General features: G+C 66.9%; 19 protein-coding genes, 2 rRNA genes and 1 pseudogene (1 of these 22 only partly in view). 15 read left to right on the top strand and 7 right to left on the bottom strand.

What is annotated here, in order from left to right; genetic code table 11:
• Both B1L07_01105 and rrf read left to right on the top strand, forming a co-directional pair.
• Positions 1-2588: ribosomal RNA gene (locus B1L07_01105) — 23S ribosomal RNA — on the top strand; it begins 305 nt to the left of the window's first position.
• Between the two features lie 115 nt (positions 2589-2703).
• Positions 2704-2818 (top strand): 5S ribosomal RNA (gene rrf / locus B1L07_01110).
• A gap of 683 nt (positions 2819-3501) precedes the next feature.
• On the opposite strand, the pseudogene B1L07_01115 reads toward rrf, so the two are convergent.
• Positions 3502-5216: pseudogene (locus tag B1L07_01115) on the bottom strand (aminopeptidase).
• Between the two features lie 59 nt (positions 5217-5275).
• Positions 5276-5932, bottom strand: a complete 657-nt coding sequence (locus tag B1L07_01120) for a hypothetical protein (protein ID AUZ53960.1) — start codon at positions 5930-5932, stop codon at positions 5276-5278.
• 91 nt (positions 5933-6023) lie between these two features.
• Here B1L07_01120 and B1L07_01125 point away from each other — a divergent pair, with 91 nt between their 5' ends.
• Entirely contained in the window at positions 6024-7298 is a 1275-nt protein-coding gene (locus B1L07_01125; protein ID AUZ56387.1) for a peptidase M23, read from the top strand.
• 114 nt (positions 7299-7412) lie between these two features.
• The gene (locus B1L07_01130; GenBank protein AUZ56388.1) at positions 7413-8816 is read left to right on the top strand and encodes a peptidase S41; all 1404 of its coding nucleotides are present in this window, start codon (positions 7413-7415) and stop codon (positions 8814-8816) included.
• 147 nt (positions 8817-8963) lie between these two features.
• Here B1L07_01130 and B1L07_01135 read toward each other — a convergent pair whose 3' ends face one another.
• Both B1L07_01135 and B1L07_01140 read right to left on the bottom strand, forming a co-directional pair.
• Positions 8964-9287, bottom strand: a complete 324-nt coding sequence (locus B1L07_01135; protein ID AUZ53961.1) for a hypothetical protein — start codon at positions 9285-9287, stop codon at positions 8964-8966.
• A gap of 36 nt (positions 9288-9323) precedes the next feature.
• Entirely contained in the window at positions 9324-10016 is a 693-nt protein-coding gene (locus B1L07_01140) for a rhomboid family intramembrane serine protease (protein AUZ53962.1), read from the bottom strand.
• A gap of 213 nt (positions 10017-10229) precedes the next feature.
• On the opposite strand from B1L07_01140, the gene B1L07_01145 reads away from it, so the two are divergent.
• Together B1L07_01145 and B1L07_01150 are read left to right on the top strand one after the other, a co-directional pair.
• A complete protein-coding gene (locus B1L07_01145) occupies positions 10230-11609 on the top strand; it encodes a hypothetical protein (protein AUZ53963.1) in 1380 nt (459 codons plus the stop codon).
• A 121-nt stretch (positions 11610-11730) separates the two neighbouring features.
• The gene (locus tag B1L07_01150) at positions 11731-12336 is read left to right on the top strand and encodes a nicotinamide mononucleotide transporter (GenBank protein ID AUZ53964.1); all 606 of its coding nucleotides are present in this window, start codon (positions 11731-11733) and stop codon (positions 12334-12336) included.
• Positions 12337-12418: 82 nt separating this feature from the next.
• Here the strand turns inward: B1L07_01150 and B1L07_01155 are convergent, their stop codons facing one another.
• Positions 12419-15625, bottom strand: coding sequence for a bifunctional proline dehydrogenase/L-glutamate gamma-semialdehyde dehydrogenase (locus B1L07_01155; protein AUZ53965.1), 3207 nt, complete (start codon positions 15623-15625; stop codon positions 12419-12421).
• Positions 15626-15928: 303 nt separating this feature from the next.
• Here B1L07_01155 and B1L07_01160 point away from each other — a divergent pair, with 303 nt between their 5' ends.
• The 5 genes from B1L07_01160 (at position 15929) to B1L07_01180 (ending at position 20660) form a co-directional block, all read left to right on the top strand.
• Positions 15929-16402: a hypothetical protein gene (locus B1L07_01160; protein ID AUZ53966.1), complete on the top strand. Its 474-nt coding sequence runs from the start codon at positions 15929-15931 to the stop codon at positions 16400-16402.
• Between the two features lie 17 nt (positions 16403-16419).
• A complete protein-coding gene (locus B1L07_01165) occupies positions 16420-17358 on the top strand; it encodes a cytochrome c oxidase subunit II (protein ID AUZ53967.1) in 939 nt (312 codons plus the stop codon).
• Between the two features lie 64 nt (positions 17359-17422).
• Positions 17423-19033 (top strand): cytochrome c oxidase subunit I, encoded by a 1611-nt coding sequence (locus tag B1L07_01170; GenBank protein ID AUZ53968.1) that lies wholly within the window; start codon positions 17423-17425, stop codon positions 19031-19033.
• 148 nt (positions 19034-19181) lie between these two features.
• Positions 19182-19763, top strand: a complete 582-nt coding sequence (locus B1L07_01175; protein AUZ53969.1) for a cytochrome c oxidase assembly protein — start codon at positions 19182-19184, stop codon at positions 19761-19763.
• A gap of 21 nt (positions 19764-19784) precedes the next feature.
• Positions 19785-20660, top strand: coding sequence for a cytochrome c oxidase subunit 3 (locus B1L07_01180; GenBank protein AUZ53970.1), 876 nt, complete (start codon positions 19785-19787; stop codon positions 20658-20660).
• An 83-nt stretch (positions 20661-20743) separates the two neighbouring features.
• On the opposite strand, the gene B1L07_01185 is transcribed toward B1L07_01180, so the two are convergent.
• Positions 20744-20962, bottom strand: a complete 219-nt coding sequence (locus tag B1L07_01185; protein AUZ53971.1) for a hypothetical protein — start codon at positions 20960-20962, stop codon at positions 20744-20746.
• A gap of 57 nt (positions 20963-21019) precedes the next feature.
• Between B1L07_01185 and B1L07_01190 the strand changes: the two genes are divergently transcribed.
• Genes B1L07_01190 through B1L07_01205 form a run of 4 tightly spaced genes read left to right on the top strand, consistent with a single transcriptional unit; the run spans position 21020 to position 24405 of the window.
• A complete protein-coding gene (locus B1L07_01190; GenBank protein AUZ53972.1) occupies positions 21020-21730 on the top strand; it encodes a hypothetical protein in 711 nt (236 codons plus the stop codon).
• A 27-nt stretch (positions 21731-21757) separates the two neighbouring features.
• Positions 21758-22333 carry a hypothetical protein gene (locus tag B1L07_01195; GenBank protein AUZ53973.1) on the top strand — a complete coding sequence of 192 codons (576 nt, stop codon included), beginning with the start codon at positions 21758-21760 and terminating at the stop codon, positions 22331-22333.
• A 10-nt stretch (positions 22334-22343) separates the two neighbouring features.
• On the top strand, positions 22344-23507 hold the full coding sequence (locus B1L07_01200; GenBank protein ID AUZ53974.1) for a heme A synthase: 1164 nt from the start codon (positions 22344-22346) through the stop codon (positions 23505-23507).
• A gap of 4 nt (positions 23508-23511) precedes the next feature.
• On the top strand, positions 23512-24405 hold the full coding sequence (locus B1L07_01205) for a protoheme IX farnesyltransferase (GenBank protein ID AUZ53975.1): 894 nt from the start codon (positions 23512-23514) through the stop codon (positions 24403-24405).
• 80 nt (positions 24406-24485) lie between these two features.
• Here B1L07_01205 and B1L07_01210 read toward each other — a convergent pair whose 3' ends face one another.
• A complete protein-coding gene (locus B1L07_01210; protein AUZ53976.1) occupies positions 24486-25457 on the bottom strand; it encodes a bile acid:sodium symporter in 972 nt (323 codons plus the stop codon).
• Positions 25458-25459: the final 2 nt, after the last annotated feature.

A 25459-nucleotide genomic window follows, 5' to 3' on the forward strand; every position in this document is an offset into this window, starting at 1 on the left:
AAGGCCGGCCATAGAAGGTGATAGCCCTGTATTTGAAAGGGCCATTCCAGTGAAGACGAGTAGGGCGGGGCACGTGAAACCCTGTCTGAACATGGGGGACCATCCTCCAAGGCTAAATACTACTGACCGACCGATAGTGAACCAGTACCGTGAGGGAAAGGCGAAAAGAACCCCGGAGAGGGGAGTGAAATAGAACCTGAAACCGTGTGCGTACAAGCAGTAGGAGCTCGAAAGAGTGACTGCGTACCTTTTGTATAATGGGTCAGCGACTTACTGTTCGTGGCAAGCTTAACCGTATAGGGGAGGCGAAGGGAAACCGAGTCTGATAAGGGCGCATAGTCGCGGGCAGTAGACCCGAAACCGGGTGATCTAGTCATGCCCAGGGTGAAGGTGCGGTAACACGCACTGGAGGCCCGAACCCACTCCCGTTGCAAAGGTAGGGGATGAGGTGTGATTAGGAGTGAAAAGCTAATCGAACCCGGAGATAGCTGGTTCTCCTCGAAAGCTATTTAGGTAGCGCCTCATATGTATCCTCTCGGGGGTAGAGCACTGTTATGGCTAGGGGGTCATCGCGACTTACCAAACCATTGCAAACTCCGAATACCGAGACGGACTGTATGGGAGACACACGGCGGGTGCTAACGTCCGTCGTGAAAAGGGAAACAACCCAGACCCACAGCTAAGGTCCCAAATTTTGTGCTAAGTGGAAAACCATGTGGAAAGGCACAGACAGCCAGGAGGTTGGCTTAGAAGCAGCCACCCTTTAAAGAAAGCGTAATAGCTCACTGGTCGAGTCGGTCTGCGGGGAAGATTTAACGGGGCTAAGCACAGAACCGAAGCTTGGGGTGCATAACTTTGTTATGCGCGGTAGAGGAGCGTTCCGTAAGCCTGTGAAGGTGAGTTGAGAAGCTTGCTGGAGGTATCGGAAGTGCGAATGCTGACATGAGTAACGATAATGCGGGTGAAAAACCCGCACGCCGAAAGCCCAAGGTTTCCTTGCGCAACGTTAATCGGCGCAGGGTGAGTCGGCCCCTAAGGCGAGGCAGAAATGCGTAGTCGATGGGAAGCAGGTTAATATTCCTGCACCTCGCGTAAGTGCGATGGAGGGACGGAGAAGGTTAGGTGTACCAGGCGTTGGTTGTCCTGGGGAAAGGCGGTAGGTTTGGATCTTTGGCAAATCCGGGATCCTTCAAGACCGAGCACCGAGACGAGTCTTTAAGACGAAGTCACTGATACCACGCTTCCAGGAAAAGCTCCTAAGCTTCAGCTTACGCAGACCGTACCGTAAACCGACACAGGTGGGTAGGATGAGAATTCTCAGGCGCTTGAGAGAACTCGGGTGAAGGAACTAGGCAACATGGCACCGTAACTTCGGGAGAAGGTGCACCATTGCCGGTGGCCCATGCGGGCTATAGCTGGCGATGGTCGAAGTGACCAGGCCGCTGCGACTGTTTATCAAAAACACAGCACTCTGCAAACACGAAAGTGGACGTATAGGGTGTGACGCCTGCCCGGTGCTGGAAGGTTAATTGATGGGGTCAGCCGCAAGGCGAAGCTCTTGATCGAAGCCCCAGTAAACGGCGGCCGTAACTATAACGGTCCTAAGGTAGCGAAATTCCTTGTCGGGTAAGTTCCGACCTGCACGAATGGCGTAACGACAGCGGCGCTGTCTCCACCCGAGACTCAGTGAAATTGAAATCGCTGTGAAGATGCAGCGTTCCCGTGGCAAGACGGAAAGACCCCGTGAACCTTTACTATAGCTTTACACTGAACGTTGAGTTCGTCTGTGTAGGATAGGTGGGAGGCTATGAAACTGTGGCGCCAGCTGCAGTGGAGCCATCCTTGAAATACCACCCTGTCGTGCTTGACGTTCTAACCTAGGCCCGTTATCCGGGTCGGGGACCGTGTATGGTGGGTAGTTTGACTGGGGCGGTCTCCTCCTAAAGAGTAACGGAGGAGCTCGAAGGTACGCTCAGCGCGGTCGGACATCGCGCACTGTGTGCAAAGGCATAAGCGTGCTTGACTGCAAGATCGACGGATCAAGCAGGTACGAAAGTAGGACTTAGTGATCCGGTGGTTCTGTATGGAAGGGCCATCGCTCAACGGATAAAAGGTACTCCGGGGATAACAGGCTGATACCGCCCAAGAGTTCATATCGACGGCGGTGTTTGGCACCTCGATGTCGGCTCATCACATCCTGGGGCTGTAGTCGGTCCCAAGGGTATGGCTGTTCGCCATTTAAAGTGGTACGCGAGCTGGGTTCAGAACGTCGTGAGACAGTTCGGTCCCTATCTGCCATGGGCGTTGGAAGTTTGAGAGGGGCTGCTCCTAGTACGAGAGGACCGGAGTGGACGAACCTCTGGTGTTCCGGTTGTCACGCCAGTGGCATTGCCGGGTAGCTATGTTCGGAAGCGATAACCGCTGAAAGCATCTAAGCGGGAAGCGCGCCTCAAGATGAGACTTCCCGGGGCACAAGCCCCCTGAAGGAACCATGTAGACTACGTGGTTGATAGGTCAGGTGTGTAAGCGCGGCAACGCGTTGAGCTAACTGATACTAATGATCCGTGTGGCTTGACCATATAACCTCAAGTTGCCTTGGCCGACATGACATGTCGATAGACCCAAGTGCACGCTACGTCACAAGACCTACGAGAGGCTGGCGCTTTATCCTGCTCCAACGGATAGCGACCCTCCAACCCTCTCCCTGGTGAAATTAGCGCTGTGGAACCACCCGATCCCATCCCGAACTCGGAAGTGAAACGCAGCTGCGCCGATGGTAGTGTGGCTCAAGCCATGCGAGAGTAGGTCATCGCCAGGGGCTTTATCCCCAAACCCCCGCTGCTCACGCAGCGGGGTTTGCTTTTGTGCGGCATCCAAAACCCGGCTGTCGCATGGACCAGAACGGCGCCTGACGGCGCCGTTGGCGTTTTCCACCCCTCAAATCAGCGTTGCTGCGGGCGTTGCCCGGCAGTGAGCCGCCCTGCGCGTGGCAAGGTTGGGTGCGGTGATGCATACCGCCTCGTCGTCGTCACCGCACGCTCCAGCAGCTGTATGCCTGCCTCTCGCTCACGTGCTACGTGCGAGCCCACGGATCTGCAGGAGTGCACTGCGACGGCCGCCCTGCAGGCGCGGGACAGACAAAAAGGCCAGCAGCCACGCGGGCCTGGCTGCTGCACCCTAACCGATCCGCCTAGGCGAAGGCGTGGAGCAGGTGCAGCCTCAAGCTGATCGGCGCCCACCGCACATACGACAACGGCGCCAAAAGGCGCCGTTGCTTCCATCACTGCCGCCAGAACGCGAAGATCACACCCGCCCGAACACCAGCGTCGCATTCGTACCCCAAAACCAAAACTGTTCGACATCACCCTCTCCAACCGCGCTTCCTGCGTTGAACGCAGGATCGGAAAGCCCTCCGCGCGCGGGTCCAGCGTGGTGAGGGTCGCTGCGCCGGATCTGAAGCCGTGGCGCATGACCGACCGTGCAGTTGCAGATCGATGCGGATCAGTCGTTGGCCGTGCGCCGGCCTTGCATCATGCGATCGCGGTTGGCCTTGAACGGGTTGCCTTGGTACCAGTTGGGCCAACTGTCACCGCCCGCCAGTTCGCGGCCGACGCCGTACAGGAGTTCGAGGTCCTGCAGGGTGCCGTCGAGCTTCCAGCTGGCAGCGTCGTACTCGTCGCGCGGACTGTGGTAACGCTCGCGGGCGTAGGTTTCGGCGGCTTTCCTGCCAGCCTCGACCCCGCCATCCAGAAGATCCACCCCGCCGCCAGCGTAGAGCGCCGGAACGCCGGCCTTGGCGAAGTTGAAATGGTCCGAGCGGAAGTAGAAGCCGCTCTGCACCGCCGACTCCGCGTGCAGGGTCCGTTTCTGCGCCGCCGCCAGGGGCTTGAGGATGTCCTCGAGCTCCGAGCTGCCATAGCCGGTGACGGTCATGTCGCGGGCGCGGCCATTGACCGACATCGCGTCGATGTTGATCACGCCGGCGATCTTGTCCAGCGGGAAGGTGGGATGGCTGACGTAATACTGCGAGCCGAGCAGGCCGGACTCCTCCAGCGTCACCGCAAGGAACACCACCGAGCGCTCCGGCGCCGGCTGCTGGTGGACCATCGCGTCGGCAATCTCGAGGATGCCGGCCACGCCGGTGGCGTTGTCCACGGCGCCGTTGTAGATGTCGTCGCCGGCCTGCGCGCCGTGTGCCTGGTCCGCGTGCCTGCCCAGGTGGTCCCAATGCGCCATGTAAAGCACGGCCTCGTCGGCGCGCCTGCTGCCGGGCAGGACGCCCACGACATTGCGCGACTTCTTCTCCGCGATGCTGCTCTTCAGGTCGAGCGACAGCGTGGTACGCAGCGGTACCGGCTTGAATCCGCGCCTGCCGGCATCGCGATAGGCCTTGTCCAGGTCGAGCCCGGCATCGGCGAACAGCTGCCATGCCGCTTCCGCACTCAGCCAGCCCTGCGCCTGCAGGCGTGGCTCCTTGTCTTCGGCAGCCGGCAGGTCGTACTGCGCGCCCCCCAGGAGCTGCGCACCACGTCCCAGCCGTATGCCGCGCCCGCGGTGTCATGCACGATCAGCGCCGCAGTGGCGCCCTTGCGCGCGGCTTCCTCGAACTTGTAGGTCCAGCGCCCGTAATAGGTCATGCGCCTGCCCTCGAACAGGCGTGCATCGCCCGCGTGGAAGCCGGGGTCATTGACCAACATCACCACGGTCTTGCCCTTCCAGTCCTGGCCGGCATAGTCGTTCCAGTCCTGCTCCGGCGCATCCACGCCGTAACCGACGAACACCATGTCGCTGGCGTCGATCCGCACTTCCGGCTGGCCGCTGCGGGTGCCGACCACCATGTCGCTGCCGAAGGCGAGCGTGCGCCGGGCGTCGCCATGCACGAGTGTGAGCACGGTCGCGGGATCGGCGATGGTCTCGGTCATCGGCACTTCCTGGAACCAGCTGTCGCCGTTGCCCGGTTGCAGGCCGATGCGCTGCATCTGGTCGCGGATGTAGTCGACGGTCAGCTGTTCGCCGCGGCTGCCTGGCGCGCGTCCTTCGAACGCATCCGATGCCAGCGTCTTCACCAGTTCGGCGAAGTCCGCGGCGTTGATGCCGGTGGAGAATGCATGTCCCGGCGCGGGGGCGGGCACCGGCGCCTGCGGCGGCGTGGCCTCTTGCCGGCACGCGGCCAGCGCCGCGCCCGCGGCGAGGCACAACAGGAATCTGCGGGGCATGGAACCGGGCTCCGGATGAAAGGGGAAGCCCGATTCTAGGCAAGCCTGCCGCGAAGCGCTCAATCCTTCGGCGCGGCCTCGCTGTCAAAGCGCCGCACGGTGGCGCCGCTGACCGGGCCGATGGAGGCGCTGTCGTGCACGTACAGCGTCACTTCGCGTTCGAAGTTGAGCGGGCCGTCGACCTTCGCGTTGGGGCCGATGATCACCCGCGGCTTGCGCGGGGGCGTCAGTGACAGGCTGAACGACGGCTTGGTCACGCGGATGCCGCCCTTCACATGCGAGCCGATGCCGACGGTGATGTCGCCGTTCACCGTTTCGATGTTGCGCCCGACCTCGGTCCCGACCAGGCCGATGCCACCGTTGACGGTTTCCACGCCGCCGCCGATGCGTCCGCCCTGGTCGATGAAGATGCTGCCGTTGACGGTTTCCACGTCGCCGGAGAGGACCAGCCCGCGTCCGGCACGCACCGCGCCGTTCACCGTCTCCAGACTGCGCGCCTGCACGTTGTCGTCGGCATTGATGCTGCCGTTGACGGTTTCCACGCTGCGTGCCTGCACGCCCTTGGCGAGGTGGATGCTGCCATTGACGGTGTCCAGGTCGCGGTAGGCGGTGCCGGAGTCGGTACGGATGCTTCCGTTCACCTTGCTGATGTCGTCGGACGCCATCGCCAATGGGCTGGCCAGGCCCAGGGCCAGCAGAAGAAGGAATCGTTTCATCGCGGGTCTCCGTCGGGATTTCCTGTGGGCGAGCCGGGATGGCACCATGGCTGGATACAATCCGCATCTGCCTGAAGTCACTGGAATGCCCTTGCGACCCTCCCGCCGCCCGCCCGCCCGCTTCCCGGCACCGCCGGCCTGGGCCGCCGGCTGCCTGCTGGGGTTGTCGCTGCTGGTGCCGTCCGCGCCGGCGCAGAACACCCCGCGCGATGCGGAAAAGAAGCTGCAGCAGGTACGCGGCGAACTCAAGAACGTGGCCCAGGAGCGGCAGCGCCTGCAGGCCGAGCGGGAAGCGGCGTCGCGGCGGCTGCGCGAGGCCGACCAGAAGGTGGCCCGCAGCGGCCGGGCGGTGGCCGACACCGAGGCGGCGATGCGCCGCGAACAGCAGGCACTGGCCGGGCTGCAGCAACGCCGCGCCACGCTTGAAGCCAACCTGTCGCGGCAGCGCGAGCAGCTTGCCGCGTTGCTGCGCGGCGCCTACCGGCTGGGCAACCATGCCCCGCTGAAGTTGCTGCTGTCGCAGGACCGCGTGGCCGACGCCAACCGCGAACTGGCCTATCACCGCTACCTGCAGCGTGAGCGGGCGCGGACCATCGCCTCGCTGGCCGGCGATCTCCAGGCACTTTCAGCGAACGAACAGGAGATCCTGGCGCGCAGCCGCGAGCTGGAGCAGGCACGCGCGCAGCAGCGCGAGCAGGCCGCGGCGCTGGCCGAGGACCGGCGCAGGCGCGCGCAGCTGGCGGCCGAGCTGGACCAGCGCTACCAGGACCGCAGCGAGCGGGAGAAGGTGCTGGGCAAGGACGCGCGGGCGCTCGAGCAGCTGCTGTCCAGCCTGCGCGCGGCGGCCGCACGCGCCGAGGCCGAGCGCAAGGCGGCCGCGCGCCGTGCCGCCGCCGAGCAGTCGCGCCAGGCGGCCACCGGGACGGCACGGCCCACCCCCGGCAAGGTGCCGCCGCGGGTCACCGCGAATGCGCCGGCACCGAAGGTCGGCGGGCTGGGCTGGCCGTTGTCCGGCAACCTGCTGGCCCGCTACGGCGGGCGCCTGCCGGATGGCCGCACCAGCAACGGGGTGTTGATCGGCGCCCCGCCCGGCACCACGGTGACCGCGGTTGCCGACGGCACGGTGGTCTTCTCCGACTGGATGACCGGCTACGGCATGATCCTGATCGTCGACCACGGCAATGGCTACATGAGCCTGTATGCCCACAACGACACCCTGCTGCGCGATTCGGGCGCGCGGGTGCGCCGCGGCGAGGCGGTGGCACGGGTCGGCAACTCCGGTGGCCAGGGCGTGACGGCGCTTTACTTCGAGCTGCGCCGCAACGGCCAGCCGGTGGACCCGGGTACCTGGCTGCAGCGCCAGTGAGCGGCGGCTGAGCGGGCGCCCCCGGCGGCGGCCGCGTTCAACGTGAATTCCACCGGTGTTCGCGCATAATCGGTCCGACGCGCATGGTGCGCATCCGTTTTCATGGAGTGGTTCATGCGTGTAGCCGGCCTTGCTGCTGCCCTGCTGTTCGCACTGTCGCCGGCCGTCGGCCTGGCGCAGGGCGCCCCGGACAAGACGCCCAAGGCGGACGACCCCGATGCCCAGGAGTCGGTCACCTCGCGGGTGCCGCTGGACGAGATCCGCCGCTTCGTCGCGGTATACAACGCGGTGCGCGCGGCCTACGTGGACCCCGTGGACGACAAGAAGCTGATGCAGTCGGCGGTGCGCGGCCTGCTGCTGGACCTGGATCCGCACAGCACCTATTTCGACAAGGAAGACGCGCAGGCCTTCGATGAGCAGGCTACGGGCGCCTACGAGGGCATCGGCGTCGAGCTGCTGCAGCAGGACGGTGCGCTCAAGGTGGTGTCGCCGATCGACGAAACGCCCGCCGCGCGGGCCGGGTTGCGCGCCGGCGACCTGATCGTGGCCATCGACGGCAAGCCGATCAGTGCGTTCGAGGCGATGGAACCGCTGCGCGGTCCCGCCGGCAGCAAGGTCGTGCTGACTATCGAGCGCGGCGAGGAAAAGCCGTTCGACGTGACCGTCACCCGCGAGACCATCCGCGTCACCAGCGTGCGCAGCCGGATGCTCGAGCCGGGCTATGGCTATGTGCGCATCAGCACCTTCCAGGCCGATACCGGCGCCGACTTCCAGAAGCACCTCGCGCAGCTGCAGTCGCAGGCCGGCGGCAAGCTGAAGGGCCTGGTGCTGGACCTGCGCAGCAATCCGGGCGGCCTGCTCACCGCGGCCGTGCAGGTTGCCGACGACCTGCTGGAGAAGGGAGGGATCGTCAGCACGCGCGGCCGCATCTCGGTCAGCGATGCCCGGTTCGAGGCCACGCCCGGCGACCTGATGAAGGGCGCGCCGGTGGTAGTGCTGGTGGATGCCGGTTCGGCGAGTGCTTCGGAAGTGCTGGCCGGTGCGCTGCATGACAACCAGCGTGCGCGCATCGTCGGCAGCCGCACGTTCGGCAAGGGCTCGGTGCAGACCGTGCTGCCGCTGGACAACGGCGACTCGGTAAAGCTCACCACCGCGCGTTACTACACGCCCAGCGGACGTTCGATCCAGGCCACCGGCATCGTACCGGACGTGGAACTGACCCCGGATCCGGGCACCACGGACAAGGACGTGCCGGCTGCCATCGCCGATTTCAGCGAGGCCAAGCTGCCGGGCCACCTGCGTGGCGACGACGAGACCAGCGGCGTCGCGACCGGCGTCGTGTTGCCGGGCGAAGGGCCGGTGCGCTCGGCCCTGCGTGAGCTCAAGCGACCGGGCTCGCTCGCTGCCCGGCCCGCGGCCGCGGCACGGCCGGATGTCCCGGTGAAGCCGCCGGCAGCGCCTGCGCCGGCGGGCGTCAACGTGCCTGCCAGGCCGGAGGCGGCCGACGGCGGCAAATAGCGCGCGTTCCCGCGCGCCGCGGGGCCTGCGTGTCAATCGCCGGTGCGCGCCGCGGCAAGCCCGGCAATGGAAAGGCAGCAGCGGCGCGCGGCCGGGCGTGCTGCACGCGTGCCGCCAATTCCGCGGCGATGATCCCGCAGCCGGTGCTCAGCGCGGCTTGGCGGGCATCGGGAACGGGGTGACCACCTTCTCGCCGGTGGCCGCATCGCGGATGGCCGATTGGCCCTTCTTTTCCACTTCCTCGATGCGCACGATGCTCTGCATCGGCAGGTGCAGCACCTTGGTGTCGGCGAACTCCTCACGCAGGCGCTCTTCGGTGGGATCGACCACCAGCCCGTCGTGCAGGTCGAACACCAGCTCGGCGATTTCATTGAATCCCCACAGGTGGCTGCTGCCCACGCGCCGGGCATACAGCTCGTAGACCTTGCCGTGGTTGAGGAACGTGATCTTGTACAGGGGCTTGCTGCTCATGGCGCGATTATAGGGAGCACGTAGAGCCGGCGGCTGCTAGAACCCGTGGCGCTTGCGCAGCCGCCGGGCGATGGCCGCGCGCACGTACAGCCCGTAGACGATGCCGAACAGGAAGCCGGACAGGTGCGCCGACCAGGCCACCATGCCGAAGCTGGGGCCGATGTAGGCGAAGACGATCTGCAATGCCGCCCACACGCCGATCAACAGATACGCGGGCGCACGGACGAACTCCAGGAACAGCCCCAGCGGCAGCACCACGCCCAGCCGCGCGCCGGGGAACAGCGCCAGATAGGCTCCCAGCAGCGCTGACACCGCGCCGCTGGCGCCGATGATGATCTGGTCGGGCGATCCCATGGCGTACAGCGCCGCCAGGTTGGCCGCGGCACCGCCCAGCAGGAACAGCAACAACAGCCGCCACGGCCCCAGCACCCGCTCGGCCGGCAGCCCGAAGATCAGCAGGAACACCAGGTTGCCCAGCAGGTGCGACCAGTCCGCGTGCAGGAACAGCGCGGTGAACAGGCGCAGCACGCTGCCGTCGCGCAGTGCGGCCCACCAGTCCTGGGGATTGCCCAGGCCGGTGGACAGCGCGCCCCAGTCCATCCACAGCGAACGCCGGGCCTCGTCCGGTCGCGAGATCGACCAGAGAAAGGCCAGCCAGATCGCCGCGAACAGCAGCGGCACCGCCCAGCGGAGTCCGGGTTTGTCGCGGGAGGGAATGGAAACGAACATGGACGCGGAAGCCTACCCCGTGCGGGGCCGGACAGGGTGATGGAGCCGAAGGAAATGAATGCGGGGGCGTTATTGTTTAGTTAACAAGCTTGATGGATACTGCATACGGCGTCGTATGTCGGGAGGGGAATCCGGCGCACCGCAGGGCCGTCCGACGGCACCGGGTGCAGGCGCACAACGAATCACCTTTGGCCTACGGAGAGAGCTTCCAACATGCATACCGCTTCCACCCTCGCACGCGTCACCGCCCTGGCTGTCGGCATTGCCGGTGCCTTGGCTTTCAGCCACGCCGACGCCGCCGCGTTCCAGCTCAAGGAAAACAGCGCCAAGGGCCTGGGCCGCGCCTTCGCCGGTTCCAGCTCCGCCTGGGGCGATGCTTCGGTGATCGCCACCAACCCGGCTTCGATGCGCCTGCTCGACGGCCGCCAGTTCCAGGCCGACCTGAGCGCGATCAGCTTCTCGGCCAAGATGGAAGACGTCTACAGCGCCCGCAACGCCGGCCCGACCGGCGCTGGCAAGGGCACCCCGATCTCCGGCGGCAACGGCGGTGACGCCGGCATGATCGCCCCGGTTCCGGCCGCGTACTTCCACGTGCCGTTCGGCGAGAACGACAACATGCACTTCGGTCTGTCGCTGACCGCGCCGTTCGGTTTCAAGACCGAATACGACCGCGACTGGGTGGGCCGCTACCACGGCACCAAGACCGACCTGAAGGCGGTCGACCTGGGCGCGGCGTTCTCCTATGACGTCAACCCGTACGTGTCCTTCGGCGCCAGCGTGTTCGTCGAGCACCTGACCATCGAGCTGGCCAATGCCGTGGACTTCGGCGCCGTGGCCTACAGTTCCAGCAAGGGCGCCAGCGCCGCGCTGGGCCTGGTGCCGGGCAGCGCCGATGGCTACGCCACCGTCGAAGGCAACAACAATGCCGTCGGCTACGTGATCGGCGGTACCTTCAGCCCGACCGAGAACACCAACATCGCGCTGAGCTATCGCTCCAAGGTCGAGCACAAGATCACCGGCGGCAAGGCCCGCTTCGATGTCCCGGGCAAGGTCGACGCGGTGCTGGGCCTGGCGGCCAAGGGCCTGTTCGTCGACACCAGCGGCAAGGCCACGGTGACCCTGCCGGCCTCGGCCACCCTGAGCGTGACCCACAAGGTCAACGACCGCTGGACGGTGATGGGCGACGTGTCGCGCACCGCCTGGGCCACCGCGTTCGACAAGGTGACCGTGGACTTCGCGTCGAACCAGCCGGACAACGTGCTGGTGTTCGGCTACAAGGACACCACCTTCGGCTCGATCGGTACCGAGTACAAGCTGTCCGACACCATCACCCTGCGTGGCGGCGTGGCCTATGACGAGACCCCGACCACCTACGGCCACCGCGACGTGCGCGTGCCGGACGTGACCCGCAAGTGGCTGTCGTTCGGCCTGGGCTGGACCCCGAAGGAGAACACCGAGTTCAACTTCGGCTACACCCACCTGTTCACCAACGACCCGGCGATCAACGCCACCAGCAGCACCGGCAACGTGCTGCAGGGCAAGTACAAGGTCGGTGGCGACATCCTGGCCGCGTCGATGAACTACAAGTTCTGATCCGGGCGCACCTGGTACGACTGACCGGAGGGCCCCGCGCAAGCGGGGCCCTTCGCTTTCGTGGGCGGCGCATTGCCGCGCGTACCGTCGCCCCGCGGCGCACGACGGGCGACAATGCGGCATGAACCTGTCCGACCCCGCCTTCCAGCTGGAGCTGGCCGCCAACATCGCCGTCGCCGGTTCGATCCTGCTGGCCGGCCGCAACAACGTACACACCTGGTGGCTGGGTATTGTCGGCTGCGCGCTGTTCGCGCTGGTGTTCCAGCGGTCGCACCTGTACGCGGACATGGTGCTGCAGTTCTTCTTCGTCGCGATCAGCGTGCTGGGCTGGTGGCAGTGGCTGCGTGGCGACCATGGTGCGCCGCTGCCGATCACCTCGTTGCGACCGCGTGCATGGGCCTGGCTGGTACCGCTGGCGCTGCTGGCCACGACCGCCTACGGCTGGATGCTGACCCGCATGACCCATGCCTACGCGCCGTACATCGATTCGGCGGTGCTGGTGCTGAGCGTGATCGCGCAGCTGCTGATGATGCGGCGCAAGCTGGAATCATGGTGGCTGTGGCTGCTGGTGAACAGCATCGCGGCACCGCTGTATTACAGCCGTGGCCTGCACCTGACCTCGATCCTTTACGTGGGCTTCTGGATCAACGCGCTGGTGGCGCTGCGCCACTGGCGCCGCCTGATGGGCGATCAGGCCGCCACGCCGGTGGCCGGCAGCGCCGCCTGAGCCGAGCGGGGCGGTGGCCACGCATCGCCCATGAAAAACCCCGCCTGCGCGGGGTTCTTCGTTCACGGGGACATGCCGGCAATCAGTCGCCCAGGGTCAGCAGCGAGGCGTTGCCGCCGGCGGCGGTGGTGTTGACCGTCACCGTCTTCTCGGTGGCGAAGCGCAGCAGGTAGTGCGGGCCGCCGGCCTTCGGGCCGGTGCCGGACAGGCCCTGGCCGCCGAACGGCTGCACCCCGACCACCGCGCCGATCTGGTTGCGGTTGACGTAGACATTGCCGACGTTGACGCGCGAGGCGATGCGCTCGACGGTTTCGTCGATGCGCGAGTGCACGCCCAGGGTCAGGCCGTAGCCGGTGGCGTTGATCTGGTCGATCACCGCGTCGAGCTGGTCGGCCCTCCAGCGGATCACGTGCAGTACCGGCCCGAAGATCTCCCGGTGCAGCTGGCCCAGGTCCTTCAGCTCGTAGGCGCGCGGGGCGAAGAAGGTGCCGTGCGCGGTGGCGTCGGACAGCGGCGCGGTGGCGATCAGGCGGGCTTCGGCATCCATCCGAACGGCGTGTTCCTCGAGGATCCGCAGTGCGTCGGCGTCGATCACCGGGCCGACGTCGGTGGACAGCTCGCCCGGGTCGCCGACCTTCAGTTCGGCCATGGCACCGGCCAGCATGCCCATCACCTTGTCGGCGATGTCGTCCTGCACGAACAGCACGCGCGCGGCCGAGCAGCGCTGGCCGGCCGAGGTGAAGGCCGAGCCGATCGCGTCCTTGACCAGTTGTTCCGGCAGCGCCGAGGAGTCGGCGATGAAGGCGTTCTGGCCGCCGGTCTCGGCGATCAGCACGCCGATGGCGGCGTCGCGCGCGGCCATCGCGCGGTTGATGGCGCGGGCGGTTTCGGTCGAGCCGGTGAACGCCACGCCGGCCACGCGCGGGTCGGCGGTGAGCGCGGCGCCGACGGTGGCGCCGTCGCCCGGCAGGAACTGCAGTACCTCGGCCGGCACGCCGGCGTCGTGCAGCAGCTTGACCGCGTAGTAACCGACCAGGTTGGTCTGCTCGGCCGGCTTGGCGATGACGCTGTTGCCGGCGGCCAGCGCGGCGCTGACCTGGCCCAGGAAGATCGCCAGCGGGAAGTTCCACGGGCTGATGCAGACGAACACGCCGCGGCCGTGCAGCTGCAGCTCGTTGCTCTCGCCGGTGGGGCTCGGCAGCGTTTCGGCGTGACCGAACTGCTCGCGCGCCTGCTTGGCGTAGTAACGCAGGAAATCCACCGCCTCGCGCACTTCGGCGACGCTGTCCGGCAGGCTCTTGCCGGCTTCCTTCACGCACAACGCCATGAACTCGGCGATGCGCGCTTCCAGCTGGTCGGCGGCATGCTCGAGGATCGCGGCACGGCTGGCGGCCGGCGTGCGGTTCCAGGCAGGCTGCGCGGCGACGGCGTTGGCCAGCGCCTGCTGCACGGTGGCGCTGTCGGCGGCCTGCCAGTGGCCGACCACGTCGCGGTGGTCGGCCGGGTTGGTCACCGCGACGCTGGCGCCGGCGGGCGTGGCGCCGGGCACCAGCGGGGCGGCCTGCCACGGCTTGACGGCGGCGTTGAGCTGCCCGGCGAGGGCACGCAGTGCGTTGTCGTTGGCGAGGTTGATGCCCATGGAGTTGTTCCTGTCGTGGTTCTGGCTGCGCAGCAGGTCGACCGGCAGCGGGATCTTGGGGTGCGGGATGGAGGCGAACGAGGACACGGCCTCGACCGGATCGCGGATCAGCTCGTCGATGGACACGTCCTCGTCGGTGATGCGGTTGACGAAGCTGGAGTTGGCGCCGTTCTCGAGCAGGCGGCGCACCAGGTAGGGCAGCAGGTCCTCGTGCGAACCGACCGGCGCGTAAACGCGGCAGGGCACGCCCAGGCGGTTGGCCGGGATCACTTCGGCGTACAGGTCGTCGCCCATGCCGTGCAGCTTCTGGTGCTCGTAGGTGCGGCCCTGCGCGATCTGCTTCACCGCGGCGATGGTGGCCGCGTTGTGGGTGGCGAACATCGGGTACAGCACGTCGCTGTGGCCGAACAGCCGCCTGGCGCAGGCCAGGTAGGACACGTCGGTGTTCTGCTTGCGGGTGAACACCGGGTAGCCGGGCAGGCCATCGATCTGCGCGCGCTTGATCTCCGCGTCCCAGTAGGCGCCCTTGACCAGCCGCACCTGCAGGCGGTGGCCGATGCGGCGGGCCAGGTCGGCCAGGTAGTCGATCGTGTACGGGGTGCGCTTCTGGTAGGCCTGCACCACGATGCCGAAGCCTTCCCAGCCCTTGAGCGAAGGATCGCTGACCACCCGTTCGATGATGTCCAGCGAAAGCTCCAGGCGATCGGCTTCCTCGGCGTCGACGGTGCAGCCGATGCCGTAGGACTTGGCCAGCTGCGCCAGCTCCAGCACGCCCGGCACCAGGTCCGCGAGCACCCGCTCGCGCTTGGCGTGCTCATAGCGCGGGTACAGCGCCGAGAGTTTGATCGAGATGCCGTGCGAACGGGTCACGTCGCCATCGGCGCTGCCGCCGCGCGCCAGGTTGTCCGTGCCGATGGCATGGATCGCGCGCCGGTAGTCCTCCAGGTAGCGCAGCGCGTCCTTCATGGTCAGCGCGCCTTCGCCGAGCATGTCGAAGGAATAGCGGTAGTTGCCGTTGTCGCCCTTGTGCGAGCGCGCCAGTGCCTCGTCGATGGTGCGGCCCATGACGAACTGGTGGCCCATGATCTTCATCGCCTGGCGCACGGCCAGGCGGATCACCGGTTCGCCGACGCGGCCGATCAGGCGCTTGAAGGCGCCGTGCACGTCGCGCTTGGTGTCGTCGGCCAGGTCGACCAGGTGGCCGGTCAGCATCAGGCCCCAGGTCGAGGCATTGACCAGCACCGAATCGGACTGGCCCATGTGCCGCTTCCAGTCGGCCTCGCCGAGCTTGTCGCGGATCAGCTTGTCGGCGGTTTCCTGGTCGGGGATGCGCAGCAGCGCCTCGGCCACGCACATCAGCAGCACGCCCTCCTCGCTGCCCAGGTCGTACTGGCGCATGAACGCCTCGATCGCGCCCTGGTTGCGGGCGCGGGCACGCACCCGGCGCACCAGGTCGGCGGCGGTGGCCTGGACCCGTGCCTGTTCGTCGGCCGGCAGGCGGGCCTGTTCCAGCAGCTCGCGCACATGGGTGGTTTCGTCTTTCAGCCAGGCATCGGTGATGGCCTGGCGCAGTGCGGCCGGTGGCGGGGGCAGTTCGGGCGAGAGCAGCGGCCGCGCCGTGGCGGCCTGGGCGGAGGGTGTTGCATTCATGGGCATGACCACGTCGGGACACGTTGGGATTCGGCCATTTTAATCCCTTGCGTCAAATTTCCCAGCCCTCGCCGGCGCCCCATAGGGGCCGCGAAACCATTGGTGGGTGGGCGATTCGGGGAAACAAGCGGGGCGGTGTCAGTTTGTGCTGAATCCGGCAAATTTTCTGCCGATGTCGTTTCAGACGGCGGCCGATCCGGTGTGCAGTGCAGCAATCACAACAATGATGAATGAGAGCTTGCCGGGGTGATTGGGCGGGGCTACCATCGAAGCCGTTTTCCGCGGTACGGACGCGGTTGCGACATGATCGAGATGCTTCGGCAGGTTGAAGGCGACTCACGTGCGCAGCTGGTGCTGCATCCCCCACGGGCGCTCAGCGCCCGGCAGTTCGTCCTGTTGTTCGTCGCGCTGGCAGGGTTGATGGCGTTCTCCGCAGGCCTGGGTTGGCTGTCTGGAAACGTTTTCGCCCCGGTCTTCGCGCTATTGCATTGCTTCCTGGTGGGAGCTGCCCTGCGCGCGTCCTGGCGCAGCGGCGAACGCCGGGAAGAGATCCGGGTAGGACCGGACTGCGTGGAGGTGATTCCCGCAGCCGGATGTCCGCCGGTCTTCCGCGCCCACCCGTACTGGGTGCGCCTGGTGATCGAGGACGAACGGGTCGTGCTGGTCTCCAGCGGAAAGCGGGTCGAAGTGGGGATTCTCCTCGCGCCCGCCGAACGCAGGGAACTGGCGGCGACGCTGGATGGCTTGCTCGCGGCCAGTGACGGCCGCAACCGATGACGTCAAGGGTCTAGGCAATGAAGCAAAGCAACAGGTGGGGGGTGTGGTGCAGGCAGGGTCTGGGGGTGGCGGCAATGGCGCTGGCCGCACCCATGGCATGGGCCCAGGCGGGTGATCCCAAGCCCTGGCAGCTCAACATGGGCAAGGGCGTCACCCACACCGCGCGCATGGCGTGGGACGCGCACATGGTGGCGCTGTGGGTATGCACGGTCATCGGCCTGATCGTGTTCGCCGCGATGGGCTATGCGATCGTCAAGTTCCGCAAGTCCAAGGGCGCGGTGGCGGCGCAGTTCTCGCACAACACCAAGGCCGAGATCATCTGGACCGTCATCCCGATCATCATCCTGGTGGTGATGGCATGGCCGGCCACGGCCAAGCTGATCGCCATGTACGACACCCGCGATTCCGAGATGACGGTGAAGATCACCGGCTACCAGTGGATGTGGAAGTACGAATACCTGGGCGAGGACGTGGCGTTCACCAGCCGCCTGGACCGCAAGTCCGACGAGGTGCGCCAGAGCGGCGCGGTGCCGACTCTGGCGTCCGACCCGCACTACCTGCTGGACGTGGACAACCCGCTGGTGCTGCCGGTCGATACCAAGGTTCGTTTCGTCATCACCTCCGACGACGTGGTCCACGCCTGGTGGGTGCCGGCGCTGGGCTGGAAGCAGGACGCCGTGCCGGGCTTCATCAACGAGCGCTGGACCAACATCGAGCAGGAAGGCGTGTACCGCGGCCAGTGCGCCGAACTGTGCGGCAAGGACCACGGGTTCATGCCGATCGTGGTCAAGGCCGTGTCCAAGGACGAGTTCAAGGCGTGGCTGGCCTCGCGCAAGCCCGCGCCTGCGCCGGCCGCCGAACCCGCCCCGGCCGCCGAGCCGGCGCCCGCCACCGACGCCCCGCAGCCGGAGGCCGCGCCTGCCGCGGAGCCGGCGCCCGCGGCGCCCGGCGCCTGATACCGCCGCGCGCCGGCCGCTGCCGGCGCGATGCCTGGAAACTGGATAACGAGGTATAGCTGCAATGGCGAACTCCGCAGTGGGCCACTCCGACCATCACGGCCACCAGCAAGGCTTCTTCGAGCGTTGGTTCTTTTCGACCAACCACAAGGACATCGGTACGCTGTACCTGCTTTTCAGCTTCCTGATGTTCATCATCGGCGCCTTCATGTCGGTGCTGATCCGCTGGGAGCTGATGGAGCCCGGGCTTCAGCACATGAAGCCGGAATTCTTCAACCAGATGACCACCGTGCACGCGCTGGTGATGATCTTCGGCGGGGTGATGCCGGCCTTCGTGGGCCTGGCCAACTGGATGATCCCGCTGCAGATCGGCGCGCCGGACATGGCCCTGCCGCGCATGAACAACTGGTCGTTCTGGCTGCTGCCGGTGGCATTCACGCTGCTGCTGCTGACCCTGTTCCTGCCCGGCGGCGCGCCCGCCGGCGGCTGGACCATGTACCCGCCGCTGTCGCTGCAGGGCGGCTACAACGTCGCCTTCAGCGTGTTCGCCATCCACGTGGCCGGCATCAGTTCGATCATGGGCGCGATCAACATCATCGCCACCGTGCTCAACATGCGCGCCCCGGGCATCGACCTGCTGAAGATGCCGATCTTCTGCTGGACCTGGCTGATCACCGCGTTCCTGCTGATCGCGGTGATGCCGGTGCTGGCCGGCGCGGTGACCATGCTGCTGACCGACAAGTTCTTCGGCACCAGCTTCTTCAATGCCGCCGGCGGCGGCGACCCGGTGATGTACCAGCACATCTTCTGGTTCTTCGGGCATCCCGAGGTCTACATCATGATCCTGCCGGCGTTCGGCGTGATCAGCGAGATCATCCCCACCTTCAGCCGCAAGCCGCTGTTCGGCTACCAGGCGATGGTGTACGCCACCGCGGCCATCGCATTCCTGTCGTTCATCGTGTGGGCGCACCACATGTTCACGGTGGGCATGCCGCTGGGCGGCGAGATCTACTTCATGTTCGCCACCATGCTGATCTCGATCCCGACCGGCGTGAAGGTGTTCAACTGGGTCAGCACGATGTGGAAGGGCGCGCTGACGTTCGAGACCCCGATGCTGTTCTCCATCGCCTTCGTGGTGCTGTTCAGCATCGGCGGCTTCTCCGGCCTGATGCTGGCCATCGTGCCGGCCGACTTCCAGTACCACGACACCTATTTCGTGGTGGCGCACTTCCACTACGTGCTGGTCACCGGCGCGGTGCTGGCGCTGATCGCGGCGGTCTACTACTGGTGGCCGAAGTGGACCGGGCGCATGTACAACGAGTTCTGGGGCAAGGTGCATTTCTGGTGGACGATGGTGTTCGTCAACCTGCTGTTCTTCCCGCAGCACTTCCTCGGCCTGGCCGGCATGCCGCGCCGCATCCCCGACTACAACCCGGTGTTCGCCGACTGGAACCTGGTCAGCTCGATCGGTGCATTCGGCATGTTCGTCACCCCGTTCCTGATGGCCGCCATCCTGCTGTCGTCGCTGCGCAGCGGCCAGCGCGCCGAAGCGCGCGCCTGGGAAAGCGCCAAGGGCCTGGAGTGGACCGTGCCGTCGCCGGCGCCGGCGCATACCTTCACCGTGCCGCCGGTGATCCGGCCGGGTGACCTGGCCCACGACGACGTGACCCATTGAGGCGCGCGACGATGAGCCGTCCCGACTGGCAACCCGATGAGCTGGCCCTGCGCCGCCGCCGTTCGCGGCGCACGGCGCTGGTGGTGGGCGTGATCGCGGTACTGATCTACGCCGGCTTCATCCTGTCCGGGGTACTCGCGCATTGACCATGCCCGCGCCCCGGCCCGAACGCAATGCCGGCATCGTCCGGCTGCTCGGCGTGGCGCTGGGCGTGTTCGTGCTGACCTTCTCGCTGGTGCCGCTGTACCGCATCGCCTGTGAGAAGGTGTTCGGCGTGCGCCTTGAGCGTGGCGCCAGCCAGGCCGCCGCGTCCGCATCCGCCACCGGCAGGCGCCTGGTGCGGGTGGAGTTCGATGGCGGGGTCAATTCCAAGCTGCCGTGGGCGTTCCATCCGGAAAAGCTAACCATGGACGTGGTGCCGGGCGAGCTGAACGAGGCGCTGTACTTCGCCCGCAACGACAGCGACCACGCGCTGGTCGGCAGCGCCGTGCCCTCGGTGGCGCCGGCGCGCGCGTCGGGCTATTTCAACAAGACCGAGTGCTTCTGTTTCACCGCGCAGACCCTGCAGGCCGGCGAGCAGCGCGAGATGCCGGTGCGTTTCATCGTCGATCCGGACCTGCCCGCAGACGTCCGCACGATCACCCTGTCCTACACCTTCTTCAAGAATGACGCGCTGACGGCGCAGCTGGCACCGGCTTCGGCCGGCGGCTCGTCGCACGCGGCCCCCTGACCACGGATCCGGAAGCAAGCCATGGCCCATAACACGCCTGATGCCAACGTCTACTTCGTGCCGAGCCAGAGTCGCTGGCCCTTCGTCGGCTCGATTTCCATGCTGGTGCTGATGGTCGGAGTGGCCAGCTGGCTCAACGACGCCAGTTGGGGCCGCTGGGCCTTCTTCGTGGGCCTGGCGATGCTGGTGTTCACCTTGTTCCTGTGGTTCGGCGACGTCATCCGCGAGTCGGTCGGCGGCAACTACAACCGCCAGGTCGATGGCTCGTTCCGCATGGGGATGGTCTGGTTCATCTTCTCGGAAGTGATGTTCTTCGGCGCCTTCTTCGGCGCGCTGTTCTATACCCGCGTCTATGGCCTGCCCTGGCTGGGCGGCGAGGGCCACGGCGTGGCGACCAACGAAATCCTCTGGGACGGCTATTCGGCGGCTTGGCCGACCAACGGCCCCGGCGGCATCGGCGGTATGTTCCAGACCATCCCGGCGTGGGGCCTGCCGCTGGTCAATACGCTGATCCTGCTGAGCTCCGGCGCGACCCTGACCATCGCCCACCACGCGCTCAAGGCCGGCAACCGCCGGCAGCTGCTGATCTGGCTGGGCGCCACCGTGCTGCTGGGCTGCGTGTTCCTGTTCTTCCAGGCCGAGGAATACATGCATGCCTACGGCGAGCTCAACCTGACCCTGGGCTCGGGCATCTATGGCTCGACCTTCTTCATGCTCACCGGGTTCCATGGTGCGCACGTGGCGCTGGGCACGATCATGCTGATCGTGATGTGGCTGCGCTCGGCCAAGGGGCACTTCACCCGCGACAACCATTTCGGCTTTGAGGCCGCGGCGTGGTACTGGCACTTCGTCGACGTGGTGTGGCTGATGCTGTTCCTGTTCGTCTACGTGCTGTAAGCGACAGAAAAGACAGGGAGCGGGGCATCGGGACGGGATCCCGGCGCAACGCTCCCTGGTTCACTTCATGGACGCGCCCGGTGTCAGCCGCCGACGCCGTGCGGCCTGATCCAGCCGCTGTAGATGCCCAGGATCACCAGCAGGATCAGCACCACCGACAGCACGATGCGCCGGGTCAGGGCATTGACCGTGCGTTTGGTCTGGCCGCGGTCGATCATCAGGTAGTACAGCCCGGCGCCAAGATTCCAGACGATGACGATCAGGAACGCGATCACCAGCAGTGTCTTCAGCGAATCATTCATGCACGGCTCTAGGAGTGGGAAGGCGTTGCTATCTCACCCGCTCGCGGCGCCGTTGTCATGACGCGACAGCACACGGGGCTGCTGGGCTGGCTGCTGGCGTTCGCGGTGGCCGCGCTGTTCAGCGCGCTCGGCGCGTGGCAGCTGCAGCGCATGCACGACAAGCAGGCGCTGCTGGCGCAGGTGCCGCCGGAGCGCGGCCACGGGCTGGCGCTGGCGCAGGCGATGCGCGCGCCGGCCACGCTGCACTGGGTGCACGACACGCTCGAGTTCCTGCCCGCCACGGTGCTGCTGGACAACCAGCTGCGCGATGGCCGCCCCGGGCTGAAGGTGTACCAGGCCGCGCGCGCGGAAGGTAATGCGGTGCTGGTCGACCTGGGCTGGCTGCCGTTGCCGGGCGACCGCCGGTTGCCGCCCATCGTGCCGCTGCAGGGGCGGATCGAGGTGCAGGGCCTGTGGGCGCCGCCGCCGTCACCGGGCCTGGCGCTGGGGCCGGCGCTGGCGGCCACCGCGCAGCCGCGGGTGTGGCTGGCCACGCGCCTGGACATTCCCGCCATCGCCGCGCAGCTGCAGCTGCCGGCCGCTGCGTTGCCGGGCCAGGTGCTGCGGCTGGATCCGGCCATGCCACTGGGTTACGCCCGCGACCTGGAGCTGCTGCCCAATACCCTGCCACCTTCGCGCCATCTCGGTTATGCGGTGCAGTGGTTCGCCATGGCGCTGGCGGTGCTGGTGATCGCCGGCGTGCTGCATGTCCGCCGCCGCGGGCGCTGAACGCCAAGCCATGGGAAAATGCCGCACATGAATGCCCTGACCCCGGAACAACTCGTCATCCGCAAGCGCGGCCGCCGCGTGCTGCTGCTCATTTTCGCCCTGTTCTTCGGGTCGATGGCGCTGGCGGGCATCCTGCGCTTCTCCGGCTGGATGCCGCAGGTCAACCGCAACCACGGGCAGCTGTTCGACCCGGCGCTGGACCTGCGCCAGGAACGGCTGCGGCTGGCCGACGGCAGCGCCTATGCATGGAACCCGGCCGCCCGCCACTGGCGCATCGTGCTGGCGCCGGCCGCCGATTGCGCGCCGGCCTGCGTCACTTTGTCGCAGCAGCTGGACACCGTATGGCGGCTGTTCGGGCATAACGCCGATAATGTCGAGATACTGTGGCTGGGCACGCCGCCGGAACAGGTGGTGGCCTCGCCGGCGCTCAAGGTGCTGCAGGCCTCGCCGGCGTTCCGCGCGAAACTGCCGGGGGTGGACGACCCCGCCGGCATCCCGGTTTACGTGATCGATCCCAACGGCTTCGTGGTCCTGCGTTATGCGCCCGGCTTCGACCCGGGCGGCCTGCGCACCGATCTTTCCAGGCTGTTGAAACTGAAGTGAGTTCCATCCGATGAATGCCCCCGCGCGTCCGGCGCTGTACCGCAATTTCCACCGCCTGGCGTGGTTCGCCCTGATCATGACCGCGAGCACGATCATGTTCGGCTCGTTCGTGCGCCTGTCCGATGCCGGGCTCAGCTGCCCGGACTGGCCGACCTGCTACGGCCGCGTCACCTGGCCGCAGACCCAGGTGGAGGCCGCGCAGCACGTGGCCAGCGAGATCCGCCCGCTGGAAAGCCACAAGGCCTGGCGCGAGCAGGTGCACCGCTTCCTGGCCGGCCTGTTGGGCGTCGAGGTGCTGGCGCTGGCGCTGCTGGCCGCGCGCCGCCACCGCCGGGGCGTGGCCCAGGTGGTGACCGCCTCGGCGCTGGTGGCGCTGGCCATTCCCCTTTACATGCGCGGCGAACATGTCGCCTCCAGCGTGCTGGCGATCGGCGGCGAGGTGATCCTGCTGCTGGCGGCGCTGCGCTGGTCCAACATCGACCTGTCGCGCGCGGCGGTACTGACACTGGCGGTGGTGATCTTCCAGGCGCTGCTGGGCATGTGGACGGTGACCTGGCTGCTCAAGCCCATCGTGGTCATGGGCCACCTGCTCGGCGGCATGCTGATGTTCAGCCTGCTGGTATGGATGGCGTGGAAGGCCACGCACCTGCCGATCACCCTGGTACAGGCACCGCGCCTGCGCTGGTGGCTGCGCGCCGGGTTGGCGCTGCTGGTGCTGCAGATCGCGCTGGGCGGCTGGGTCAGCGCCAATTACGCGGCGCTGGCCTGCGGTGGCGGCAGTGCGTCGCTGGACAATTTCCCGCGCTGCGTGAGCCAGTGGTGGCCGCCGCAGAACTACGCCGAAGGCTTCACCCTGTGGCGCGGCATCGGCGTGGACTACGAAGGCGGCGTGCTCGACGGCGCCTCGCGCATCGCCATCCAGATGGCGCACCGGATGATGGCCGTGGTCGTGGCCGTGTACCTGCTGGTGCTGTCGGTGCGCATGTTCCGCCTGCCGGGCATGCGCGGCTGGGCCAGCGCGCTGGGCGTGCTGGTACTGCTGCAGGTCACCTTGGGCGTGCTCAACGTCAAGCTCGCGCTGCCGCTGGCAGTGGCGGTGATGCACAACGGCGGCGCCGTGTGCCTGTTGTTCGTGCTGGTCTCGCTGCTGGCGCGGCTGCGTGCCCCGGAGTGAGCCGATGAGTACGACGTTGCGTGATTACTGGGACCTGACCAAGCCCAAGGTGGTGGCCCTGATCGTGTTCACCGCGCTGGTGGGCATGTTCCTGGCGATCCCCGGCTGGCCGACCGCCGCGCAGGCGCTGACCGGCGCGGTGGCCTTCATCGGCATCTGGCTCTCGGCGGGCGCCGCCGCGGCGATCAACCAGCTGCTGGATGCGCGCATCGACGCGCAGATGGCGCGCACCTCGTGGCGGCCGCTGGTGGTGGGCAAGGTGACCCCGCGGCAGGTGCTGGTGTTCGCTGGCGCACTGACCGCGCTGTCGATGACCATCCTGGTGCTGTGGGTGAACGTGATCACCGCGGTGCTGACCTTCGCCTCGCTGATCGGTTACGCGGTGGTCTACACCGTGTACCTGAAGCGGGCGACGTCGCAGAACATCGTCATCGGCGGCCTCGCCGGCGCGACCCCGCCACTGCTCGGCTGGGCGGCGGTGACCGGCATGCAGGGGGGCTCCGACTGGGCCTACGCCTCGCTGCTGGTGCTGATCATCTTCGTGTGGACGCCGCCGCATTTCTGGGCGCTGGCGATCTTCCGCCGCGCCGACTACGCCAAGGCCGCGGTGCCGATGCTGCCGGTCACCCATGGCGTGGCGCACACCCGCCGGCAGATCCTGTTCTATTCGGTGGTGCTGGTGGTGGTGACCCTGCTGCCGGTGGCGCTGGGCATGAGCGGGGTGTTCTATCTCGGCGGCGCCACCGTGCTGAACCTGGTGTTCCTGTGGTACGCGTGGAAGATGCAGGATCCGCCGGACGAGATGTTCAACATGCAGATGTTCGGCTACTCGGTGGTCTACCTGATGGCGCTGTTCGCCTTCCTGCTGGTGGACCACTGGCTGCTGCCCTGGCTTTGAGGCCGGGCCCGTGCCGCAGGTGCGGGGCTTGCCCCGCACGAAGCTTCACCGGGAACGCCTCCTGCGGGCAAGCCCCTCGGCTACGGGGCGTGGCGCGCGTAGCGCTGCGCCACCACCGCGCAGACGATCAGCTGCAGCTGGTGGTAGATCATGATCGGCAGCACGATCGCGCCGAGGCTGCCGCCGGCGAACAGCACCTTGGCGATCGGCACGCCGGTGGCCAGGCTCTTCTTGGAGCCGCAGAACACGATGGGAATCTCGTCCTCGCGGCTGAACCCCAGCCGCCGCGCCAGCCAGGTGATGCCGGGCATGGCGATGGCCAGCAGCACCACCGCGACCCCCGCGGCGGCGAGCAGCGAGCCCACCGGGGTCTTGTGCCACAGCCCTTCCACCACCGATTCGCCGAACGCGCCATAGACCACCAGCAGCACCGTGCCCTGGTCGGTGTAGCGCAGCAGCGCGCGCTGCCGCTCCACCCAGCGCGCGATCCACGGCCGCAGCAGGTGCCCGGCGACGAACGGCACCAGCAGCTGCAGCATGATCGCGCCGACCGCGTGCAGCGGATCGGCCATGCCGCCTTGGCTGCCGGCCAGCAGGCCCATCAGCAGCGGGGTCAGGAACACACCGAGGATGCTCGACAGCGAGGCCGCGCACACCGCCGCCGGGATGTTGCCGCCGGCCATCGAAGTGAACGCGATGGATGACTGCACCGTGGACGGCAGCGCGCACAGGAACAGCACGCCGACGTAGAGGTCGGGCGTCAGCGCCCATCCGGCGAGCGGCTTGAACGCCAGCCCCAGCAGCGGGAACAGCACGAACGTGCAGGCCAGGATGACCAGGTGCAGGCGCCAGTGCAGCATGCCGGCGACGATGGACTCGCGTGGCAGGCGTGCGCCATGCAGGAAGAACAGGGCGGCAATGGCCAGGTCGGTGAAGCGGTCCAGCCCGCGCGCGGCATCGCCGGTCATCGGCAGCACGCTGGCCAGGGCCACGGTGGCGAGCAGGGCGAGGGTGAAGTTGTCCGGTCGCAGGCGCGACCACCAGCGGGTCATCG

The sequence above is a fragment of the Stenotrophomonas acidaminiphila genome (assembly GCA_002951995.1).
Classification (GTDB): Bacteria; Pseudomonadota; Gammaproteobacteria; order Xanthomonadales; family Xanthomonadaceae; genus Stenotrophomonas; species Stenotrophomonas acidaminiphila_A.